This is a genomic window from Vibrio ichthyoenteri ATCC 700023 (assembly GCF_000222605.1).
GTDB lineage: Bacteria > Pseudomonadota > Gammaproteobacteria > Enterobacterales > Vibrionaceae > Vibrio > Vibrio ichthyoenteri.
The window spans coordinates 1-21,153 of record NZ_AFWF01000166.1 but is presented as its reverse complement, the minus strand read 5'-3'; the positions used below and the strand labels follow the sequence as shown (position 1 = coordinate 21,153).

At 43.2% G+C, this 21,153-nt stretch carries 26 protein-coding genes; 16 read left to right on the top strand and 10 right to left on the bottom strand.

Annotated features, from left to right (window positions below; genetic code table 11):
• Positions 1 to 152 precede the first annotated feature (152 nt).
• From RH85_RS11845 to rbsD, 6 genes are all read right to left on the bottom strand, one after another.
• Positions 153 to 1,157 carry a substrate-binding domain-containing protein gene (locus RH85_RS11845; RefSeq protein WP_006712485.1) on the bottom strand — a complete coding sequence of 335 codons (1,005 nt, stop codon included), beginning with the start codon at positions 1,155 to 1,157 and terminating at the stop codon, positions 153 to 155.
• A gap of 17 nt (positions 1,158 to 1,174) precedes the next feature.
• Entirely contained in the window at positions 1,175 to 2,092 is a 918-nt protein-coding gene (rbsK, locus tag RH85_RS11840) for a ribokinase (RefSeq protein ID WP_006712484.1), read from the bottom strand.
• Positions 2,093 to 2,284: 192 nt separating this feature from the next.
• Entirely contained in the window at positions 2,285 to 3,289 is a 1,005-nt protein-coding gene (locus RH85_RS11835; RefSeq protein WP_006712483.1) for an aldose 1-epimerase family protein, read from the bottom strand.
• A 49-nt stretch (positions 3,290 to 3,338) separates the two neighbouring features.
• A complete protein-coding gene (gene fucP / locus RH85_RS11830) occupies positions 3,339 to 4,661 on the bottom strand; it encodes an L-fucose:H+ symporter permease (protein WP_006712482.1) in 1,323 nt (440 codons plus the stop codon).
• Positions 4,662 to 4,724: 63 nt separating this feature from the next.
• The gene (gene rbsK / locus RH85_RS11825) at positions 4,725 to 5,651 is read right to left on the bottom strand and encodes a ribokinase (protein ID WP_006712481.1); all 927 of its coding nucleotides are present in this window, start codon (positions 5,649 to 5,651) and stop codon (positions 4,725 to 4,727) included.
• A gap of 28 nt (positions 5,652 to 5,679) precedes the next feature.
• Positions 5,680 to 6,099: a D-ribose pyranase gene (gene rbsD / locus RH85_RS11820; RefSeq protein ID WP_006712480.1), complete on the bottom strand. Its 420-nt coding sequence runs from the start codon at positions 6,097 to 6,099 to the stop codon at positions 5,680 to 5,682.
• A gap of 442 nt (positions 6,100 to 6,541) precedes the next feature.
• Here rbsD and RH85_RS22340 point away from each other — a divergent pair, with 442 nt between their 5' ends.
• Positions 6,542 to 6,697, top strand: coding sequence for a DUF3012 domain-containing protein (locus tag RH85_RS22340; RefSeq protein ID WP_006712479.1), 156 nt, complete (start codon positions 6,542 to 6,544; stop codon positions 6,695 to 6,697).
• A 256-nt stretch (positions 6,698 to 6,953) separates the two neighbouring features.
• On the top strand, positions 6,954 to 7,502 hold the full coding sequence (locus tag RH85_RS11815; RefSeq protein WP_006712478.1) for an MSHA operon transcriptional regulator: 549 nt from the start codon (positions 6,954 to 6,956) through the stop codon (positions 7,500 to 7,502).
• Positions 7,503 to 7,621: 119 nt separating this feature from the next.
• Here RH85_RS11815 and RH85_RS11810 read toward each other — a convergent pair whose 3' ends face one another.
• On the bottom strand, positions 7,622 to 7,918 hold the full coding sequence (locus RH85_RS11810; RefSeq protein ID WP_006712477.1) for a hypothetical protein: 297 nt from the start codon (positions 7,916 to 7,918) through the stop codon (positions 7,622 to 7,624).
• A 186-nt stretch (positions 7,919 to 8,104) separates the two neighbouring features.
• Between RH85_RS11810 and RH85_RS11805 the strand changes: the two genes are divergently transcribed.
• From RH85_RS11805 to RH85_RS11790, 4 genes are read left to right on the top strand one after another with little or no spacing between them, the layout of a single operon-like run.
• Entirely contained in the window at positions 8,105 to 8,641 is a 537-nt protein-coding gene (locus RH85_RS11805) for a DUF924 family protein (protein WP_006712476.1), read from the top strand.
• Complete coding sequence (locus RH85_RS11800; protein WP_006712475.1) at positions 8,642 to 9,238, top strand: LysE/ArgO family amino acid transporter; 597 nt, start codon at positions 8,642 to 8,644, stop codon at positions 9,236 to 9,238.
• A gap of 48 nt (positions 9,239 to 9,286) precedes the next feature.
• Complete coding sequence (locus RH85_RS11795; RefSeq protein ID WP_006712474.1) at positions 9,287 to 9,697, top strand: VOC family protein; 411 nt, start codon at positions 9,287 to 9,289, stop codon at positions 9,695 to 9,697.
• Positions 9,694 to 9,942 carry a Rho-binding antiterminator gene (locus RH85_RS11790; protein ID WP_006712472.1) on the top strand — a complete coding sequence of 83 codons (249 nt, stop codon included), beginning with the start codon at positions 9,694 to 9,696 and terminating at the stop codon, positions 9,940 to 9,942. Before RH85_RS11795 ends, RH85_RS11790 begins: the two co-directional genes overlap by 4 nt.
• Before the next feature lie 91 nt (positions 9,943 to 10,033).
• On the opposite strand, the gene RH85_RS11785 is transcribed toward RH85_RS11790, so the two are convergent.
• Positions 10,034 to 10,600, bottom strand: a complete 567-nt coding sequence (locus RH85_RS11785) for an aldolase/citrate lyase/malate synthase family protein (protein ID WP_006712471.1) — start codon at positions 10,598 to 10,600, stop codon at positions 10,034 to 10,036.
• Between the two features lie 160 nt (positions 10,601 to 10,760).
• Here RH85_RS11785 and RH85_RS11780 point away from each other — a divergent pair, with 160 nt between their 5' ends.
• On the top strand, positions 10,761 to 12,293 hold the full coding sequence (locus RH85_RS11780) for a DUF3612 domain-containing protein (RefSeq protein WP_039948989.1): 1,533 nt from the start codon (positions 10,761 to 10,763) through the stop codon (positions 12,291 to 12,293).
• A 326-nt stretch (positions 12,294 to 12,619) separates the two neighbouring features.
• On the opposite strand, the gene RH85_RS11775 is transcribed toward RH85_RS11780, so the two are convergent.
• Positions 12,620 to 13,975, bottom strand: a complete 1,356-nt coding sequence (locus tag RH85_RS11775) for a diguanylate cyclase (protein ID WP_006712467.1) — start codon at positions 13,973 to 13,975, stop codon at positions 12,620 to 12,622.
• Between the two features lie 181 nt (positions 13,976 to 14,156).
• Here RH85_RS11775 and RH85_RS11770 point away from each other — a divergent pair, with 181 nt between their 5' ends.
• On the top strand, positions 14,157 to 14,747 hold the full coding sequence (locus RH85_RS11770) for an alpha-ketoglutarate-dependent dioxygenase AlkB family protein (protein WP_006712466.1): 591 nt from the start codon (positions 14,157 to 14,159) through the stop codon (positions 14,745 to 14,747).
• 225 nt (positions 14,748 to 14,972) lie between these two features.
• Here the strand turns inward: RH85_RS11770 and RH85_RS22070 are convergent, their stop codons facing one another.
• Positions 14,973 to 15,725 (bottom strand): S24 family peptidase, encoded by a 753-nt coding sequence (locus RH85_RS22070; RefSeq protein WP_160162460.1) that lies wholly within the window; start codon positions 15,723 to 15,725, stop codon positions 14,973 to 14,975.
• Positions 15,726 to 15,898: 173 nt separating this feature from the next.
• Here RH85_RS22070 and RH85_RS11760 point away from each other — a divergent pair, with 173 nt between their 5' ends.
• The 8 genes from RH85_RS11760 (at position 15,899) to RH85_RS11725 (ending at position 21,027) form a co-directional block, all read left to right on the top strand.
• The gene (locus tag RH85_RS11760) at positions 15,899 to 16,168 is read left to right on the top strand and encodes a helix-turn-helix domain-containing protein (protein ID WP_006712464.1); all 270 of its coding nucleotides are present in this window, start codon (positions 15,899 to 15,901) and stop codon (positions 16,166 to 16,168) included.
• A complete protein-coding gene (locus RH85_RS11755; protein WP_006712463.1) occupies positions 16,152 to 18,203 on the top strand; it encodes a transposase domain-containing protein in 2,052 nt (683 codons plus the stop codon). The genes RH85_RS11760 and RH85_RS11755 overlap by 17 nt, the downstream gene beginning before the upstream one ends.
• 23 nt (positions 18,204 to 18,226) lie before the next feature.
• The gene (locus RH85_RS11750; RefSeq protein WP_083824875.1) at positions 18,227 to 19,147 is read left to right on the top strand and encodes an AAA family ATPase; all 921 of its coding nucleotides are present in this window, start codon (positions 18,227 to 18,229) and stop codon (positions 19,145 to 19,147) included.
• Positions 19,144 to 19,569: a hypothetical protein gene (locus tag RH85_RS11745; RefSeq protein ID WP_138956474.1), complete on the top strand. Its 426-nt coding sequence runs from the start codon at positions 19,144 to 19,146 to the stop codon at positions 19,567 to 19,569. Before RH85_RS11750 ends, RH85_RS11745 begins: the two co-directional genes overlap by 4 nt.
• A 5-nt stretch (positions 19,570 to 19,574) precedes the next feature.
• Positions 19,575 to 19,820, top strand: a complete 246-nt coding sequence (locus RH85_RS11740; protein WP_006712460.1) for a hypothetical protein — start codon at positions 19,575 to 19,577, stop codon at positions 19,818 to 19,820.
• Complete coding sequence (locus RH85_RS11735; RefSeq protein ID WP_039948988.1) at positions 19,802 to 19,990, top strand: hypothetical protein; 189 nt, start codon at positions 19,802 to 19,804, stop codon at positions 19,988 to 19,990. The genes RH85_RS11740 and RH85_RS11735 overlap by 19 nt, the downstream gene beginning before the upstream one ends.
• A gap of 1 nt (position 19,991) precedes the next feature.
• Positions 19,992 to 20,651, top strand: coding sequence for a DUF3164 family protein (locus RH85_RS11730; protein WP_006712458.1), 660 nt, complete (start codon positions 19,992 to 19,994; stop codon positions 20,649 to 20,651).
• 145 nt (positions 20,652 to 20,796) lie between these two features.
• Positions 20,797 to 21,027: an ANR family transcriptional regulator gene (locus RH85_RS11725; protein ID WP_006712457.1), complete on the top strand. Its 231-nt coding sequence runs from the start codon at positions 20,797 to 20,799 to the stop codon at positions 21,025 to 21,027.
• Positions 21,028 to 21,153: the final 126 nt, after the last annotated feature.

Genomic DNA, 21,153 nt, shown 5'->3' with positions numbered 1-21,153 from the left:
AACAGAATAAGTGGCTAGGTGTGCCGAGTATACCAATTGAGAAATATAAACGAGTTTTATTGCTCGCCATCGAAATACAGGCATTTGTTCACAATAATACTCGTTATATAAATTAGTTAAGATCATTCCATCATTTAAATTCAAACAATTTTTTATGACTGAATAGCAACACTGCTGCGTTCCACCAGCGTAGGCTCAAGTTGAATAACCTGCGCCTCATCGTTATTTTTTTCAAGCTTGCTAAGCAGTGTTTCTACCGCGGCTTGACCCAAACGATATTTAGGTTGATGAATTGTCGTCAATGACGGCGACATATATTTTGCGATTTGAATATCATCATAACCAATAATCGAAAGCTCTTCTGGAATCGCAATGCCTTTCTCATTGGCAGCATTGATAACGCCCATTGCCATCATATCGTTACAAACAAATATCGCACTCGGCAGTGGCCCTTTTTGATACATACGATTAAAGGCATCATAGCCCCCATCACATTCAAAGTTTGCTTCAATGATCCAATTGGGGTGGAACTCTAAACCTTCTTCGTTTAATGCACGCTTGTAACCTTCGTAACGCATCTGCGCTTGGTAGCGATTCAATGGCCCAGTAATGCAGCCAATATCGTGATGACCACACTCAATCAAATATTTGGCGGCTAGGTAGCCACCACGCAATGAATTGTCTTGAATTTTGTCACTGGCAAAGAGCATTGGGCCCCAGTCCATAACCACCACTGGCACATCAGGGTATTGATCAAAAATTTCAATGTGCTCTCCTTCTAGAGACGAACACATGAGAATTAAGCCATCGACGCGTTTTTGCAGCAAGGTGCTGATCGAAGTCGTCATACGCTCTTGATCCCCTTCGGTATTACACAGGATCAGGTTATAGCCTTTTTGATAGCAACTGCGTTCCACCCCTTTAACCACTTCACCAAAGAAAGGGTTACTTGAGGTGGTCACCAACATACCTAACGTTTTAGTTCGATTGGTTTTTAAACTGCGAGCCAGTACCGAAGGTGAATAGTTGAGTTGTTGAGCAGCGCGATTCACGCGTTCAGCGATCTCTTCACTCACATAGCGGGATTGGTTGATAACATGACTTACTGTTGAGGTTGATACACAGGCCAATTTGGCAATATCTTTCATGGTTGCCATGCTACCGTACTCCTAATTTACTGCTTGGCGAGAAATTCCTCGACTTCTTCACGGCGAGGAATTGAAGTTTGCGCTCCAAAGCGAGTAACGCTGATTGCGGCAGCCGCGTGGGCAAACTTTATCGCTGATTCTATCGACATTTCTTCAAGCAAACCAGTGACAAATGCACCATTAAATGTGTCCCCAGCAGCAGTTGTGTCAGTTGCTTGTACTTTAAAGCCAGGAATCAATTGACCAACGTTATTTTGGCTCAGCCAAACCCCTTTAGCGCCTAAGGTAATCATGACAGTGGTAATGCCTTTCCCATGCAGTACATCCGCAGCTTCTTGAGCCGAAACATCGCACTGCACCGTGATCCCTGTTAGTACTTCCGCTTCCGTCTCGTTGGGCGTAATCACATCGATATTTTGTAGCAACGCATCAGGCAACTCACGCGCTGGAGCAGGGTTTAGGATCACTTGGGTATGGTTGTCTTTAGCAACCTGAGCCGCTCGCTCAATACCGGCTAGCGGTGTTTCCAACTGCATTAGCAAATACTGCGCGTTCGCAATGTTGGTTAAATCATCCTCAATGGCCGCGGCCGTAAGGTAATCATTTGCTTCCGCAGACAAACAGATACTATTTTCACCACTTTCAGAAACTTGGATCATTGCGATACCCGTTGGGCAATTGGGCTGCATCTTAATCCCGTTGATATTGATGCCATCTAAACGGAAACTTTCACGAATATTGATACCAAACGAGTCATCCCCCACACAAGCAACGAAGCCAATATCGGCATTCAAACGCGCAGCCGCGACCGCTTGGTTTGCACCCTTACCGCCGGGAATGACTTGATAGTTGCGACCATGCAACGTCTCGCCAGGACGAGGAAAAGAAGGCACCTGAAGGACATGGTCTGCATTAACACTACCGAGCACAACTAACTTATTCATTGGGTAATCCTTGGTTCGCGAAGAACTCTTTTTAAACATAAAATTTTAAACAAATGACTTTGGCTTTTCAGCGCTAGTGGTGATGACCACTCAATACAGATCGCTAAAAAACCAAAGGCATTGGCCTTCACTCTCTCTCAAATGAGTACCCCATACTTGATTGAAAGAGAGTGAAGAACTGAAGCGTTTACGCTAACGAATACCGGTGCGCACCGTAAAGCTGCGCTCTTCATGCGGCTGTAGGTAAATCAACGTACCTTTTTCTTTCGCGGTTAAAAATCCTTCCGGACGACAGGTCGCCGGCAAAGCGTAAGCCGCAACTTGTTGATCGCCGCTGCGCAAAATCCAACGAGTGGCACTATTAAACTCATCGGTGCTAAATTCCGTCACCATCTGTTTGTCGCCAATCGTCATATTAAATACAGCACGCTTAGCATATTGCGCGATGTTATCCATACAGTAGACGATCTCCGGATCGTACATCTCTGGCGTGTTTAAGGTTTGAATTGGTGCCGACGTTTTCAAGCTCTCATTGTATGCCAACCACTGTTCGTTTGGCTGAACATGAGCAGGAATCGTTTCGCGCAGTTGTAATGCGTGATCCGGAATATTTTGCGTCATTACCGCATCATCAAAATACGCAGCATTGATATGACACATATATTGCAATGGCATCGGTACGGTGGCGAGGTTTTTCACGCTCATTTGAATATCAAACAAGCTGGCATCTTTGGCTAGAGACACCGAAGGTTGCGCCATGTAATGATCACCAAACCCCATCACATATTCATAACTGCCTTTCATCGTCACTGTTGTGTCGTTGATTTCCAGCCAAGCACTATCCATCGCAGCACAAGGCATCTCACCATGCAAAACATGATCATCTTGAGGTGTAGGACATCCCATACGGATCATACCGGCATGAAAGGCAAAGCAACCGTATGTTTCAACGATCGATTTGGCTGGCTTAGGTTCTGAGAACATATTCTTCATGCACAAATCGGTACCAAGAAACTCTGCGTCCCAAATCATTTGCCCCATAAATGGTAAGATAACCAAATGACCTTTTGAGTTTTTGATTTCTACCGCATGAACACCAGAATTGTAGGTAAAGGAATGGATCTCAAACGAATCAGATTGTGCAATGAGCACTTTCTCTTTGCGAAACTGATCTTTATATAGTGGGATTGTAAACATTGTCACCTCTCAAAGTGGCCATCCTTTGCAGAATGACCACCAAATTCAATTATGCTTTCGCCGCAGTGTAAGTAAATACTTGTTTGTATTTCTTCTCGCTAAGGAAGTAGCAGAATACAACCGCAAAACACGCTGCGTTTACGATGAATGAGGTTTGCATACCCATATTATCTGCCAGTAAACCTTGCAATACAGGAATCGCTGCGCCACCAATAATCGACATAACCACAAAACCACCCGCGGTTTCGGTATAACGTGTATCAACCGATTGTAGCGTTGAAGCGAAGATGGTTGCCCAACATGGTGCAAATAGCGCTGAAGTACCAACTGCCACCCATACAGCGCTGAAATCAGGCACGAACGTTACGTAAAGTAAGCAGAAGAACCCCACTGCAGAGTAGCCCATCAACACATTTTCTTGTGATGTTTTGGTAAACAGGTAATTAGCAAGCAACTTGCCTAGGAAGTACATGATAAAGGCATACAGTAGGTAATTGGCCGCATCGTGTTCAACCATGTTTGAGTCCATTTCAAGCGCGAGGCGAATGGTGAATGACCATACCGCCACCTGCATACCCACGTAAGCAAACTGAGTTGCAATACCTTTAAAGAAACGAGCATTACCAGCAAGGTATGACAAGGTCTCACCAAATGATGGTTGATCTTCTTTCTTATCCGATACCGCTTTGCAGTTAGGGTATTCTGTCACCGCAATTAAGATCGCTACGGTTGCAATCACACCCACTAACCATTTGTATGGTTCGAGTGTTTGCTGCAGAACTTGCTCTTTAAACACTTCGAGCTCTGGGCCTGTTAACGTTGCCATCATATGGCCCACATCAACGCCTTCTTGGAAAATAAGGTGCTTACCTAGCAGTAGACCAACAATGTAGCCCATCGCATTAATCGTGTGCGAAATGTTCAGACGCAGTGTCGCTCGCTCAGGTTCACCAATCATCGCAGAATAGGTATTGCATGAGGTTTCCAAGAACGACAGACCAATCGCGATACAAAAAATCGCCGCAAGGAACATGGTGTAAGTACCCGCGTGAGAAGCTGGGAAAAACATCATGCAACCGAAGATATAGAGCGCTAAACCAAGCAAAATTGCCAATTTATACGACGTTTTCTTCACCACCATAGAGGCAGGTATCGCCACAAGGAAGTACGCGCCATAGAATGCAGATTGCACCAGCGCCGACGCAAAGTTAGAGAGATCAAAAATGGATTTAAACTGGGTAATTAACACATCGTTTAGCGCCGCGGCCGCAGACCACAACGCAAACACGGTAGACAGAAGCAAAAACTGGAATATTGGAGTTTTATTTAGGTAACCGTCGACGTGTTGCACGGTATTGTTTCTAATAAACATAAGGTACCTTCCATTTCTTCCATTACTCAAGAGTGATGTTCACTCTTGAGTAACAGGTTATTATTAAAGATTATTTTTTTGGAATTCGTTGAATACTTCAACACTAGGGTAAGATGACTGTGTGCCTTTGCCTGTCACTGAAAGCGCGGCAAATGCCGAGGCTTTTTCAATCGCCAGTTGCACATCTCCGGTTTCGATAAAGAAATGAGAGAAGCAACCAATAAAAGCATCGCCGGCACCAGACGTGTCAATCGCATTCACTTTAACTGGCGCGGTGAGTAATTCGCGTTCATTCGAGATCCAAAGTGAGCCTTGCGAGCCCATCGTCACGATCAGGTTTTTCAGGCCATGTTCAAATAACACACTTGCCGCTTGCTTGATCTCTTCAATCGTAGAAACTGGCTTACCGGTTAAGATTTCCAATTCAGTTTCATTCGGCACAAAGAAATCACATTTGCATGCGTACTCCAGCGATAACTCCGCCACTGCAGGAGCAGGATTCAGTAACACTTTGATGCCATGTTTCTGACCAAAATCGATAGCGTGATAAACGGTCTCAAGAGGTACTTCGAGTTGCAATACAATAAGGTCAACCGATTTCAGAGCCTCTTCTGCACTGTCAACATCAGCAGGAAGCAAGCTGTTATTGGCTCCTTTTACAATCAGGATCGAGTTTTGTGAGGTTTCCGTGTTAACAAAAATCGGCGCTACACCAGTGCTCACGCCCGCCACTTTGCCGACGAATTGCGTGTCTACACCTTGTGCTTGATAGTTGTTTAACGACATGTCTCCAAACTGGTCATCACCGACCTTAGATAGCATCAGAACATGCGAGCCTAATCTCGCCGCCGCGACCGCTTGGTTTGCGCCCTTACCACCATTACCGATACAAAAAGATTGTGCTTCTAATGTTTCGCCACCTTTTGCAAAGCGATTACCGTAAGTAATCAAATCCACATTGGTCGAACCAATCACCGCAATTTTTTTCATGTTCACTTTCCTTTCGCTTTGGGACGGGTTAAAACACAACGCCAGCTTGAAAAATCACGTTGGCATAAGGCGTACATTCACCGGTGCGAATGACCGCTTTGCTCTCATGGGTACGCAGCTTAAATTGCTCGTGAGACACATATTGAATACGAAAAGTTTTGTTGCAACGGGCTTGTTCCGCTTCCAGTTCAGCCATCAGTGCTTGATATAAGTCCGGACTGGTCTCGGCAAACTCTTCCGCCATCACCACACCTTCGATTTGTGACTCCATCAGGATCACGCGAACGGTGTCAATAAAACTTGGTACGCCATGAGTCAGAGCTAAATCAATACGAGAAACCGCATCCGGAATAGGTAAGCCAGCATCGCATATAGTAATTTCATCGGTATGACCTAGCGTCGCTAGTAGATAAGAAATGTCTGAATTTAGTAGGGGTGTTTTTTTCATTTCATCGACCTTCGGTTACACGTCTTGCAACATTAAGTTCTTACACAATTAAGTAACGATGAGCTTCAACATTATTAGCTGTTATTGTCGATTGCGAAGCCATCGAAACGTTTCGATGAGATAATAATCAAGCAGATTCACTTTGCATTAGGATTACACCGGATGTGTGATTTCGATCTTTTCATCGCTCACTTAGGCTTAAATATTAGTGAAGTGGTTCACAAAAGCACTTTGTCCGTTATTATTTAATACAGCCAAGCAAAGTTAGCGAGAAAGTTAGCTATCGTGCCGCAGTGCGATCTGCGCTGTAACCTTATAAAATCATAGCGAGATTTTTCGGCCAGAACAAGTACACTGCCAAGCACACTGAGTTGTAGTAAACTCTGTTCCTAACCTATTAGAATATAAAGAAAATGGTTAATTTACCCATCAAGGAGAGCCCATGACCAAATTATTGACCACATTAGGCTTAAGCTTATTTCTTCTCGGTTGTACCGAAGTAGGAAGTGAAGCTTGGTGCAGTGATATGGAACAAAAAGCAAAAGGCGACTGGACAGCCAATGAAGCGAAAGATTACGCCAAACACTGTATTTTTTAGTCGCAAGTACTGAGTTAAAGTGAACACGCTGGCTTGAATTAGCATTGAGCAAGGTTTATCCTACTCAATCAAAGCTCAACGCTGAGTTAAGCCGTTTGATTGAACGATGTCATTGATGTGTATTTTTGTCATATATAAATACAACTTGATGCTCGCGGGGCTCACTATTTTTAATTAGAATGTTCAGCCCTAATTACCTGAAGTTAATCAGCCGAATATATCGTTATATTGGCTGTTTTGAGTAGTATTTTTGCTTATGGACCAAGATAAATTCACCAATATTTATCGTTTGCCTACTGCCCTTCAAATTCGCATCGGCCGCTGGCAGCAAACTTTTAATGGTACGTCAGACATCGTATTGCATGATGCAATAGATGCGCGCAACAAATACTTTAAACAACAGGATTTTTACCCTGTTGGTTGGCATGTAAAACTCTTTAAATTAGACGATATCTCCATCACGCAACACGGCAAATATATTCAGACTGCGTTGCGTACCATGTTGGATCGCAAAGTCTCTTATAAGCGTGTTTATTTATCCCGTGTGCCATTTGAACAAGCAGAACCGGCGTTACACGATTACAAGCTTGAGTGGATCAAAAAGCACAATCGTGTTGCCAATAAATATAATCAGATTAAGAAAAAGCAGTTTATGCGTTTTGCTTATGAAGAGGTCGAGACGCTCTATCCATCGATTCCCAAAGGTGTGTTTGACCGCGAACTCTGGAATCGATTGGTTATCTCTGAGTTAGGCCCAGAAAAAAAATTCAGTAATCCTTACTTCGTTCAAAAAGCTTGTTTCTAATTAAGAAAATATAGCGATAAGCAGTGAGTTTGAAAGCAAGATTGAATAAAAGTAAGGGGAGCCAAATGCTCCCCTTACTTTTACGTCATAAAAAATGATAGCCACAGCGTCATTTTATTCTAAGGGTTGGGTTTCAGCAGTAAGTTGTTACGAGCGAGTCCTTTGCGAACACTACTGCACATCTTGCCAAAACGTCGAATTTCATCAAATTGCGGCGTAATACCGCGCGACAACGCACTCTGCCAATAAGTCAGTTCCCCATCGACCATTTCCAATAACTTCTTAGGGCAGCCAACACAGTTTCCCTTACTGCCACACACATAAGTTTCAGGTTCATACAGAGGCAACTCTTCCAGCACTTGCGTGATGATATCTTGCATCGCCGTCATGCGATCAGGCTTTTTCAATAGCGACATATTTAATTGAGCACGTGGATTTCGGGCGACAGATTATATGCCTGACGAAACAAATTTCAACTCTCTTGGCGATTTTCTATTCAGTAACTTGCTTTCTCTGTTTCTCAGCGTTTTTCCGTTACTCAATCTGAGCTATATTGTTAAACCGATAGATGATCGTGCTCAACGCAATAAAAGGGATTCAACATGCAACAACAAGTTCTCGATTTTTGGTTTAACCAGCTAGATGCAAAAGATTGGTTCGTCGCTAATCCAGACATTGATGAAAAAATTCGCAGTCAGTTTGGTGAATTACTTAAGCAAGCCGCACAAGGTGAATTATTTATCTGGCGTGAAACCGCGCAAGGGCGACTGGCAGAAATCATTGTACTCGACCAATTTTCGCGTAATGTCTATCGCAGCACTCCGCAAGCCTTTAGCCAAGATCCTCTCGCACTAGGCCTTGCACAAGAAGCTGTTCGGCTTGAACTTGATCAATCTCTTAGCCTAATTGAGCGTTCATTTTTATACATGCCATATATGCACAGTGAGTCCGCGCTGATCCACCAGCAAGCGGTCGAGCTATTCAACCAAGTCGGAATGGAAAACAATTACGATTTTGAACTAAAACATAAAGCCATTATTGATCAATTTGGTCGATATCCTCATCGAAATGCCATCTTAAGCCGTGAAAGCAGCAACGAAGAACTTGAGTTTCTCAACCAACCAGGGTCAAGTTTTTAAGTGAGCACCTATTTTGCGGGTCTCGCACTGGGATTATCTTTAATCATCGCGATTGGCGCACAAAATGCTTTTGTATTAAAACAAGGTATTCAGCGGCATCATGTCCTACTGGTTTGCTCTGTTTGCGCCATATCCGACGCAATTTTAATTGCTGCTGGTGTTGCGGGGTTTGGAGTGCTAGTAACACAGTTCCCAAATTTAGAACTCTTTGCCCGTTATGGTGGCGCACTCTTTTTGAGTTGGTACGGTTTGCGTAGCCTCTATTCTGCTTGGCACACCAATCATACCTTAACACCACAAGGAGACACTAAAGCGAGTGCAGGACGTACTGCTTTACTGTGCCTTGCATTTACTTGGCTCAACCCACATGTCTATCTGGATACCGTGGTGTTACTCGGTTCAATCTCCACTCAATACGAACCAAACAAACTAAACTTTGCTTTGGGGGCTATCTCCGGCTCATTTTTATTTTTCTTCGCTTTAGGCTACGGTGCAAGGTTACTTGCTCCCATATTTCAGCGCCCACGTTCGTGGAAAGTGTTAGAAGCTCTCATTGGTTTGGTGATGTTACTACTGGCCACCAAACTCATGGTTTAGCCATTATAATGAATAGACTTACCAGAAAATGATCAATAGGAGATAGGTATGATTAAGATCATTGGCTTAGATCATATCGTCTTACGCACGACTAACCTTAATCCTATGCTGCATTTTTATCACCACATTCTTGGTTGCAGCATTGAGCGTACCCTGCCAGATCTAGGCTTAACGCAACTTAGAGCAGGTCAAGCGTTGATCGACATTGTCACCGTCAACAGTGAACTAGGAAAATTAGGTGGGAAAGCACCACAGCAAAATGGACGAAATTTGGATCATTTTTGTCTGCAAATAGCGTCACACAGTGAGGAGACACTGTTAAGTTATCTTCATCAAAACGCGATTAAAACCGAGCCTTTGGCAGAACGTTACGGTGCACAAGGCTTTGGCCGCTCACTCTATATCTCCGATCCTGAAGGGAATGTGGTGGAGTTAAAACCATTTAAGGAACAATCATGATTTCATGTCAGCAATACGATTACCTTGAAATTGCTTGCCTATATCATTTTCCAGTCCGCATTACGCTCAAAGATCATTCGATTTATGAAGGTATTGCGCAGAACACGCGCTACAACGAGCAGCATCAGGAGTGTTTGTTATTGCAAACCCAACAAGCAGAAATATTGCTGCCTACCGAGCAGATGATTTCATTGCATGCTCTCATCGAAAACCCTCATTTCTCTGTGGTGGAATTCAGCCCATAAAAAAAATTCCAGCCACTGTGGCTGGAACCTCATTACATCATGTCACATTGTTTACGGCTTATTCGCTTAGCGTAAACGAGCATTGATTTATTCAAAGCTTAAAGCAGCAGTCAAGACGATAATCATCCCCGTTTTTTGCGGTATATTCTTTGTCTTCGCTGCAAGCGCATGGACGGCCTTTTTGATCCCCTTTCACCAAGCTAATCCAATGACGCATTGCTGCGCTTGAGTCCGCTTGTGGGAACGTAGTGCACGTTTCCATCTGAATGTCATCAATATCAATATGCTCAATTGCGCCTGTACCTTTATGGTAACCAAACAAAACTTCCATATGGCTGCCATTGCCATCACGTAGCAAAATCGAATGCGGATCTTCTTTCTCGCCCGTAAACGCAACAAAGTGTTTAGGATGCTTTAAGCCGCTGTGGCGGCCGTCTTTGAAATAAGCCATCACATGGCGGTAATCGATTACATAAGCCGTTACATCACTGTGTGACCCATTTTCAAGCGGAAATAGTCGATCAAGTAGCTGTTTCGCTTTGAGCTGTTTCTCGACTGCTTGTTCAGCATTGATTGCTTCCACGGCAAAGACTGCATTTGCAATAAATGGCTTTGTATTCGTTTGAATCTCATTATTATCGAAAGTTTGCATATTCATAGTCTTTCCCTCGCGGATAACACATCGTTTAAGTCCCTACGCAGTTCATGAAACTTGTTTAGCAATTTAATGACAAATTTGTGAACTTGCATACTTTGTAGACTAGCGAAATTTTGACTACAATTTCACAACAAAAATTTTACAATGTGAATTTTACAAAATGTCCTTGTCAAAAAGTTTGATACGCCAGTCTCATTTCCTCGGTACCAAGATTAGAAACTTGAGGAAACGCAACCATTTAACGATGGAAGATCTCTCTGCTCGTTGTATCCGCATTAATCCAGAGTATGCACCATCGGTTTCTTATCTCTCGATGATTGAGCGCGGAAAGCGGGTACCAAGCATTGATATGCTTGAAGTCATCGCGGAGGTATTCCAAAAAGACCCCGCATGGTTTTTAGATGATGAACCTGCACATGAAGACATTACGCCGGACAAAGGTAATCGTGGCGGCATTAGCGGTATGGCTTTGGAGCCAAGCTTTCTCTTTTCCAAAGATATCTTACAGATCGCGATTCCCGAGATGCTCTCGCAAACCGGAATCACAGGCCGCCAGTTTGCACATCTACTGATCCGTGCACATCAAGAAAGCCATCAAAACCATTTCCCTGATTTGGAGCGCGCAGCGGAAGAGGTCGGCCTTAAACGACTCAATTTATCCGCACAAGATTTAATGGATATTGCGCGCAGCATGGGCCTGACCATTCGCTGGATCTCTCGTGCCCCTCAAGATGTTGTAGATGAGCTTGGAGTAAGCGCAAAACAAGTGGTCACTTCCTTTTTTGAACCACCTGGCAGCATTTACCTCAATGAAATACTGCGTGACTACCCTACTCGCTTAAAGTATGACTTAGCCGTTTATATCGGCCACTGCGTATTGCATTCCAAAGAAGGTTTAAAAAGCGTGCTCTCTGTTGGTCACGCTAACAGTTGGGAAGGCGATCCAGATCAAAACAGCAGTTCGGAACTCAACTCAAAAGACATCTTACAAGCATGGCGCGATTTTGAATCCAGCTTCTTTGCTGGTGCGTTGCTATGCCCGAAAGTGCCTTTTCGTCAATTGCTCGATCGCAATGGCTATGAAATTGATGTGCATAAAAAAGCGGGGGTTTCCCCTTCTGTCGCGATGCGCCGCATGACCGTTGTTTCTCCCTACCCTCATTGGCACTATTTTGATGCCTATGGACAAAACAAACTCAAAGCGGTTTACCGTGGTAATGGTATCCCACTACCTTGGGGGAACATGCGTAAAGTTAACGATCCTTGTCAACATTGGGCGGTATTTAGACGTTTGTCAGAGCCGCAAAGCGCCAGCTCTGCACAAATATCCATTTTACACGTCGGTGACGAGCCCCGTATTTATTGTTGTGAATCCATCAATATGACGGACCCTGCAGGCAATAATCGTGTCTTATGTGCAGGCATTGATTTGAATCCCGCCATCGATGCACAAGGAGGACACTCTAAAGCGATTGCTGAAGAGTTAAAGGCCTTATGTGTGGAAAGTGGGGGGAGCGCACCCATTCCACGACACATCGAACAAGAATTTACCACCATCGCAAAAATACTGAATATTAACTGGGTTGAGCGTGGGCTCTATTCCGATGCTAGAGTGATATGTTCACGTGGTGCAGTGTGTCCACGACAGCCAAGTTGTTATCAGCGTTGTGGTGACAGTGGTGATAATGACTAAATAGCACTGACCTTAACGTGTAACACATGCTGTAACGGGAATTTAGGCAGAAAAAAAGCCAATCACAATAGAGGTGATTGGCTATGTATGATTGTGAACAAAAATTCGGTTCACTAACAACGTCAGTTGGCTAGGTGACCCTCGGCTTAATAAGGGTCATTCTTGTTAAAGCATGATGCGTGCCAACTTTTAAGTCGTGCCTAAATGATTGTTTTTGGATGAATATTAAACTGTTTCATGAAAACATCATGCATAGCCCAGTTGCCATTTTGCAAATTTGATATATTTTGCAAAATCACTTTTTGCATTTTGCAAAAGCTCGATCTTTAGCTGCGTTTCTTAGCTTGATACATTCGGCTATCAGCCAGTTTAAACATGTCTTCAATGCTATGATATTGTTTATCAAAGAGCGCGTAGCCAATACTCACACTGATATTGATAGCATGATTGTCATAAAAAACCGGTTGGTTGCTAATTGCTTTCAAAATCGTATTGGTGATGCTTTCCACATCATGTTCCGTCATCACGCGGGGTAGTAGCAGCAAAAATTCATCACCTCCGACCCGAGCAACAATATCGGATGCTCTCAACGCTCCTTGAATACGCTTCGCCGTGGCGATCAATACTTTATCACCAGCATCATGGCCAAACTTATCGTTAACCCACTTAAATTTATCCACGTCGATATTGACCAACGCAAAACTTTCGTTGCCCAGCGAACTGGTGGCTAACGCAAACTGATGTTGAATAGTAAACATAAAATAGCGACGATTGGGCAACCCCGTTAACTCATCGTGTAGAGAGCGTTGATTCGCTTTGTGATACATGCGTGACACTGCAATAAAAGATAACGATATCGCCAGTAAAGCACCGTAGCCAATAAGCCGCGCACCGTGAACTTGATACCAATTGATTTGACTTAGAAAGTCACCTTTCGCCGCGGCTGCAATCACCCAATGCCCATACGGAAAATGAATATTTTCACTCGCAAAAGAGTCTGTAAATGTCGAAGGTTGACCAAAAAACACCGCTCCCATATCACCGGTGCTGTCCACACCCCGCAGCGCAATATTGTAATGTTGATTCAAGCGATAAACGCCCGCATCTTCAAAAAGAGTTTGTAAGTCAATCACGACACTACATACCCCCCAATATTTTTGGTTTACTGGCGGATCAGTAAAGATCGGCATACGAATAATCAAGGCTTGACCACCTTGAAACAGACTTACGGGGCCAGCAATGAATGTTTCTTTGATGCTCTTAGCCTTGAGTATCGATGACCACTGTTCTGGAATGGTTCGATAATCGAGTCCTAAAACCGATTCATTGCCCGTAGGCGGATAAACATATTCAACAACGTCATTTGGCGCTAGCCCCAATACACGAATATGACGGCTTCTTTGTTGAATACTGTGTGCGATGTTATCCCACTCAGGCTGATCTAATTTAGGATTGAGTGCAATCTGGGCGGGTAAACTGCTAAGAATATAAATATCAGAAAAAACTAACGACTCTAACCGCGATCGAACCAATGAAAGATCCTCTCTAGCATCTTCCAATTCGATCGAATTGAGATATTGTTGTTGATATCGGTTCAAATATTCGACCCCAGTTGCTGCAACAAGCATAAACAGCACCCAGAATAAAAACAGTGACCAATACCAACCTTGGCGATACTTCATTAGCCCCCCTTAACATGCAAAAACGCAGCAACAACGTCGTTTTGCATTCAGTGGCCACTCACACCAGCATGAACACAACAATTTATATTTTTATCATTAGTAAACTATAATACGCAGCATGAAACTTCACCGATAAAAAAGCTAATTTATTGTAGAATTGAGTCAATAGTGGAGAAGATAGATGGGAAAAAGCAGAATTTGGCAAACTGTAGCCGATGGCGAAATTCTCTATTTGCCTCATTTTATTGCTAAAGATGAAGCGGACTTGCTACTTTCGCAACTGCAAGACCAAGTGGCTTGGCAACAACGTTCAATCTTCCTGTTTGGAAAATCGATACCACAGCCTCGGCTGACTGCTTGGTATAGTGACAAAAGCTACCGCTATTCAGGGCTTACTCTTAATCCAACCCCCATGCCAAGCACCATCATTGAGTTGCAACGCCGCTGTGAGTCTGCCTGCCAACATACATTTAATAGTGTGTTACTCAATCTATATCGAGATGGTAAGGATTCTATGGGATGGCATCAAGACAACGAAATTGAGCTTGGAGTTAACCCTATCATTGCCTCGCTAAGTTTAGGTGCCACCAGAACTTTTGCCCTTAAACACATCCACAGCGGCGATTCCATTCGTTTTGAGCTTTCCCACGGCGCCTTACTTGTAATGGGCGGAACCTTACAGCATTACTGGAAGCACGCACTACCAAAAAGTAAACGCATTCTCAGCCCACGGATTAATCTCACTTTTCGTAATATTAATGAGCTCGAATGAGTGATCTTGCATCAGTCTAGGCGACTTAACGTCAATCTGATGAGAGTAATAATTAAATAGTGTAAATAAAAAAAAGAAATGTCCCAGAAGAAAGTGTACTTATCTTCATCCTCAAGTGATTGAAAACAAAAGATGAGTGCTCAAATATAGATCCTATTTATTTCTTTAACCAAAATAGCTATTAATAAGTGGCAAAAAAAGAGATCTCAAGTGAGATCTCTAATCTTAATCAGTACAATGAACTAATTCTGATGGCTTACCTATAACCTTGGCAACTTCACCGACAACTAGAAAATTGTCGAAGTCATTTTTACTGACAAACTCTTCCGAATGTAGCTTGTTATCACTAATCACTCGATATCCTTCACGAACGATATCATATTCAAGCCTTTTCACTCGCAAGTGATTTTCCATTCTAACAACATAAACGCCCTCAAATGGCTTTGCTGGCATCTCATCAATAAGCTTTATCAATAAATCGTCACCACTCTCTATTGTGGGCTCCATGCTTTCGCCACGAGCTTCTATGATACATAGATTAGCATGTAATAACTTATTTCTTTTCAGGTAGTTATAAGTAAATGGATAATATTCAATAGGTGTGACCGAATCTATAAATGACCCCCCACCAGCTGCGGCTGCAACATTGTATTTAGGTTTCTCTAAAATTCTTTCATGTGTCGATGAATAGCCTTCATTCGTAGGTGGTGCAATTTTCTGCGAACCAGTAACTAGCCATTCAATACTTACACCTTCAATAACCGCAATTGAGAACGCAGTATCTACCGGAGGAATCGAGCCTCTATTGATATAACCAGTCAATGTAGATAGCGGAATGTTCCATGCCTTAGCTAAGTCACGGTTAGTTCGACCTCGTTTTAGTTCCAATAGTCGGTCTTTTATAGATCCTTTTCTGCCTTCAGGAAAAGGATCGGAATTGCGTTTTTTGCTTTCATGATCCGATTCGTCATAACCCATTGATTCATAACCCATAAGTGTTGATGTTGTTCAATATTCATACATTTAAGAAAAGGATCTCAAATGAGAACTTGCAATAACCCCAATTGCGATCAATACTAAGCGCATGTATTAAGCAATGTTCATTAGTAAATGCGCTTAGTACATGTACTAAGTATTTTAGGGTAGCAAATATGACTCAAGAGATCACTAATGTAGATGCGAATGTTCGACGAGATTGGACTAAACGCGAAATAATGAATGCGCTAGAGGATGTTGGTACATCAGTTAGAGCAATATCAATCGCGAATGGAAAAGCTCCCGGGACTTATTACATGGTTTGGAACAATACATATCGAAAAGCTCAAGAGGCGATCGCAAATGCGCTTGAACTTTCGCCAGAAGAAATTTGGCCAAGTCGTTATCAGCCAAAGAAAGGACGTTGCGATGTACCTAACAGTTAAAGAGTTAGCAGGTCTACCTGGTATAGCAAAGCTAGAACGTAATGTGCGTATCCAACTAAAAGATACGAACGAAAGTTTTAAGCAGAGACGACAAGGCTCTAAGGCTATCGAATATCATATTGATGCCCTACCGCAGGAGACTAAGATTTATCTGCTTCAGGTAAAGGTAAAACAACTGGCTGAAGAACAAGTTGCCAAACCGACAGAGCAACGTACTCGTAAATCAGTCGAAGAAGTTTGGTATGACTACGACAACGCCACCAGCAAAGTCAAAGCAGTTGCACAGAAAAGGCTTGAAGCGGCACTACTGGTTCATTCATTGATTGAAAACGGCAAAACAAAGAAAGTTGCAATGCAAATGGCTGGAGAACTAACAGAATTTAGCGCCAGAGCCATTCGCAAGTGGTTCTACACTGAGCCAAAGCTTAACAAGATCGATAAACAGGATTGGTTGCCTTATTTAGCGACGACACAAGGTAAGAAGCTTGGTGACGGTAAGACCGTAGATTTCGCCAAAGAAGCTCAAAGCTTCTTCAAAACCGCTTATCTAAAACCAGATGTAACGGTCGCGGAAGCGAGACGTAATACCGTGAAGGTTGCGTTACAACATGGTTGGACAGTACCGAGTGTGGGTTATTTGAGAAAGTGGATCTCAACCAATATTCCACATGAGCTGATCGTATTAATGCGTAAAGGTAAAGCGGCGGCTCATCAGTCATTAACCCCAAGTTTAAGACGTACTCGAATGGGAATGCATGCTCTTGAGCTCGTTAACGGTGATGGTCATACCTTCCGTGTTCAGTGTGAACTTGAAAATGGCAAGATAATTCGTCCAACCGTTTGGGTCTTTCAAGATGTTTATAGCTCTGCAATTGTTGGCTACAGCATCGATATCTCTGAGAACAATGAGATGCTCTCGATTGCGATTGCAAACATGATTAAGGTGAATGGTCTTCCTGGTGGATGGTTGTTTGACCGAGGTTCCGCTGCGTTATCTGACCAAATAACAGGGTCAATGAAAAAACCAGGTCGAGATGGTAAGTATAAAAAATTCAGCACCAGCGAACTTGAAGGTTTACTTCAAGATTTAGGTTACAGCAGTGATGACATTAACTGGACAGGCATTATCGAAGATAACGTCGGGAATAAAGGTAGCGCTCGAGCAAAACCTGTTGAGCGTCTCTTTCACAGTAAAGGTGGCATCGGTCAATTTGAACGTCGCCCTGAATTTGAAGGTTGTTATACAGGTAAGGACATTATGTCTAAACCTGCAAATTATGAAGGTGGTAAGCGAGGAGTTCCATTTGCTCTGCTATGTCAGCTCTTTGACGAATGGGTGGTTGATTACAACCACGAGCAAGGACGACGCACTGAGATGGCGCGAGGAATAAAGAGTTATCAGCAGGTATTTAATGAAAGCTATGCCGTTTCTCAAATTAAACGACCAACACCTGAGCAAATCCGTTTGTGTCTATTAAAACAAGAGACGGTGATGGTTCGAGAGTCTGGAGTCTTTGAGTTAATGGCCAGTAAATATAAAGCCAAAACTGACTCAAATTATAGAACCAATCGCTATGGATCTGCTGTGTTGTACGACTATATCGGTGAGCGTATCTCAGTGAAGTACAACCCATATGACATGCACAGTGAAGTGTATGCCTATGACAAGAGTGGATGCTTAATCACCCCAATCCCAATGTTAGAGGATGCAGGGTTTAGCAGTCTAAGTGCTAAGCGAATGCAGGTGCTACTTCAAGGAGATATGAAGAACCGTTTAAGCCTTCTTGAACAACAAGCTGAGTTGATGGACAAAGAGCAGTTTGAGTCACTTCTAAAGAGTGTTAAGCACGAAGATTCTGGATTGGGTTCTGTTGTACCAGGCATCACTGAAATGGTGCCCACTCTTCCGACGCATTTAGATGGGTATAAAAAAATCGCCACCCAAACAGAGTTGGATGACGATGAATGGGAAGATGATGATACCAACATCATCAACGCCATGTTTAATACCTTCCAACCAGCAGTTGGTGAGTAACAAAGTAAGGTAACGAAGGAATTATGATGAACGTTATTGAGCAAGTCAAAGCAATTATAGAGCGTGATGGTTTAACTAATGCTGAAGTATCCCGTCGGTCAGCGGTCTCACCTCAAATTTTAACGCCTTTATTGAAGGGACGTTATACGGGCAATACTGAACTCTATGTCGATAAGTTGGCCCGTTGGCTAACAACATACGAAGCGGGTATCGCAACACGTAAAGAAACGTGCCAAGAGCCTGAATGGGTTGAAACACCGACAGCTCAAGCATTACTCGAAATGATGCGTTTATCGCAAGGTTTTCAAGCTTGGACGATGGCCTATGAAGGTGCGGGAGTGGGTAAAACAGAAGCAGCTAAACGTTACCAGAAACATAACAGTAATGTTTGGATAGTGACCGCTTCACCGAACATCAAATCACGTAAAGCGTTCTTGGCGGCCATTGCGCGTGAGATGGGTATCCATACCAATGGTATGACGATCGACCGTATTGATTACGAAATTATGCAGCGTATTACAGGCAGCAATGGCTTATTGATTGTTGATGAAGCGCAATACACCACTGACGATACCCTTAATGGTTTGCGCATACTGACAGAGAACCGTATAGGGGTCACTCTGCTGGGGAATGACGTTGTTCGCACTCGCATGAGCGCTTCAAAATCTCGCACCAATATGTATCCCGTTTGGTCACGCATTTTGAAATCTCGCAAGATAGTACGCTCTACACAAAAAGACATTCAGACATACCTTAAAGCCTGGGGAATAACCGATTCAGAAGTCATTAAATGGGCCTACAAAGTGATACCAACTACGACGGGACAATTAAGAACATTACGACACTTGATCCGTTTAGCGATATCTATAGCGAAAGATGAAGGCAGTACCGTTAACGCTAAGCATATGGATAAGGCTTACAACTTCATTAAAGAGGTAGCGTGATGAAAATGCTCATGACGGGAGTTTATGACCTTGAGACAGCAGACGTGATTATCGAGGCGCTCAAGAAGAACCCAATGACCACTGCCGAACTTAATGTGTTATTAGACATTCGTTGTGATTGGTCACTAAAAAAGCTTAATGAGTACGGCGCAATACAATACTCAGGCAGAAAGGAATGCCGTTGGATAGTAACAGGACGAAGCTTTCGCGGTACATGCTCCAAATGCTCTCGTAATGAGCTGATATGGCGAATTAATGATGCATGCCTTTGCCATAAATGTCGAAATGGAGGGTTTGAACCCAGTGCCCTAAAAGAAACGATGTACAAAGAATTTGATCGAGCAAAGCCTTTCAACCGATTGCTGCAATTGCCTTTCGGATTGGACTCAAAGCATTACGTTGAATGTTTAAGTGTGGGGTAAGAATTATGTTAACCGATATGGTGGTTGTGTTAGGTAAGTCTTGGGTCGCTTCACGTCGACCAATGGGCAAAGGTGCGTTAGTGATGTGTGAGTTTCCACTTCAACTTAACGAGCTGGTAAAGCAAGAAATTGGGGATGCCCCCATCTTCATTATCAACACGGTTTTAAATGGTCAGCGTAAAGTCATGAAAGCGATTCGAGTAAATCGTGACACCGTTTGTTGGGAGGAGTCATGTCGAGCATCATTTTAATGTTTTTCATTGGGGTACTTTTAGGTTTTGGCGCTGCCGTAATGATGATGAATAGCGCTGTTAAACACATCAACCGTCAAACGAAAATGAATAAAATTCGTTTAAAAAGGGCAAAAGCAGCACTTGATGATGCACTGCTATTAGTGAATCAATATGAACAAGGTAAATAACATGAATACTGAAATGACAACAACATCTACCGTAGAAGTTGATACAGCCCCTGGATTTGCAATTCCAGCAGGCTACATGCAAGACCGTAAAGGTCGTTTCGTTCCGGCATCTCAAGTCGAAGATCACGACAAACTGATGGATGAGTTTGTGCGTAACCTAGTGGCGGTATCAAAGCAACACCGAGCGCTGCTCACAGAGTTTAAAGCCCGAGCTTTTGATGATTGCCATGCTTTTATGGATTTGCTTGCTGAAAAGTATGATCGCAAAGTTGGTGGTAAAAAAGGCAATGTTTCTTTCACTTCGTTTGATGGCTCAAATAAAGTCGTAATTTCAATGCAAGACACGATTACCTTTGGCCCTGATTTAAAGATCGCAAAAGACATCATTGATGAGCTAGTTAGCGAATGGTCTGAGGGTGCCAATGAAAACCTGCGCGCAATCATTACAGATGCCTTCCAAGTGGACAAAGAAGGTAACATCAGCACCTCACGTATTCTAAGCTTGCGCCGTATCAAGATTGATGATGCTCGTTGGCTTGAGGCGATGAATGCGGTATCTGAAAGCGTTCTTATCTCCACCAGCAAGTCTTATGTTCGCTTCTACGAGAAAGGCACAAAAGACGAAATGCAGGCGATTTCTTTAGATTTCGCCAAGCTGTAATCGTTCCGCTCGCTTGCAACAAGTGAGTTAATACCAAGACAACCAATTAATTAATTAAATACAGGCAAGCGACGCATCACGCGTTCCCGCTTTGGCTTCGCTTTGCCTGAATTTAGAGATTGAACTTATTCCAAAGGAATTTTGAATGGCTAGAAAATACAGTGCTTATCAAAAGTACATCGAACTTGCCGAACAAGCGGCATTGCTTGAACGACTAAATGAATATAGCGAAGCCTCAATTTATTGGGCTGAGGCTGTGGTTTGCCTTTTAGATACTCGCTCAGCCAATTTAGATTGGGCAGTCTGTCGGGCTGAGTTCTGTCAGCACTGGGCAACAAGACTTAATGTAAAAAAGGAGCAAACGCATGGAGCATAATAAATCAAACTTTAAAAGCAAGCGTCCACAGGTGGCAAAACAAGGGACGGGTATTCGTCGTCATGAGCCACGTCGTCGATTCCCTTGTAAGTGTTGTGAATACGTAATGCCTGTACGTTATGGCAC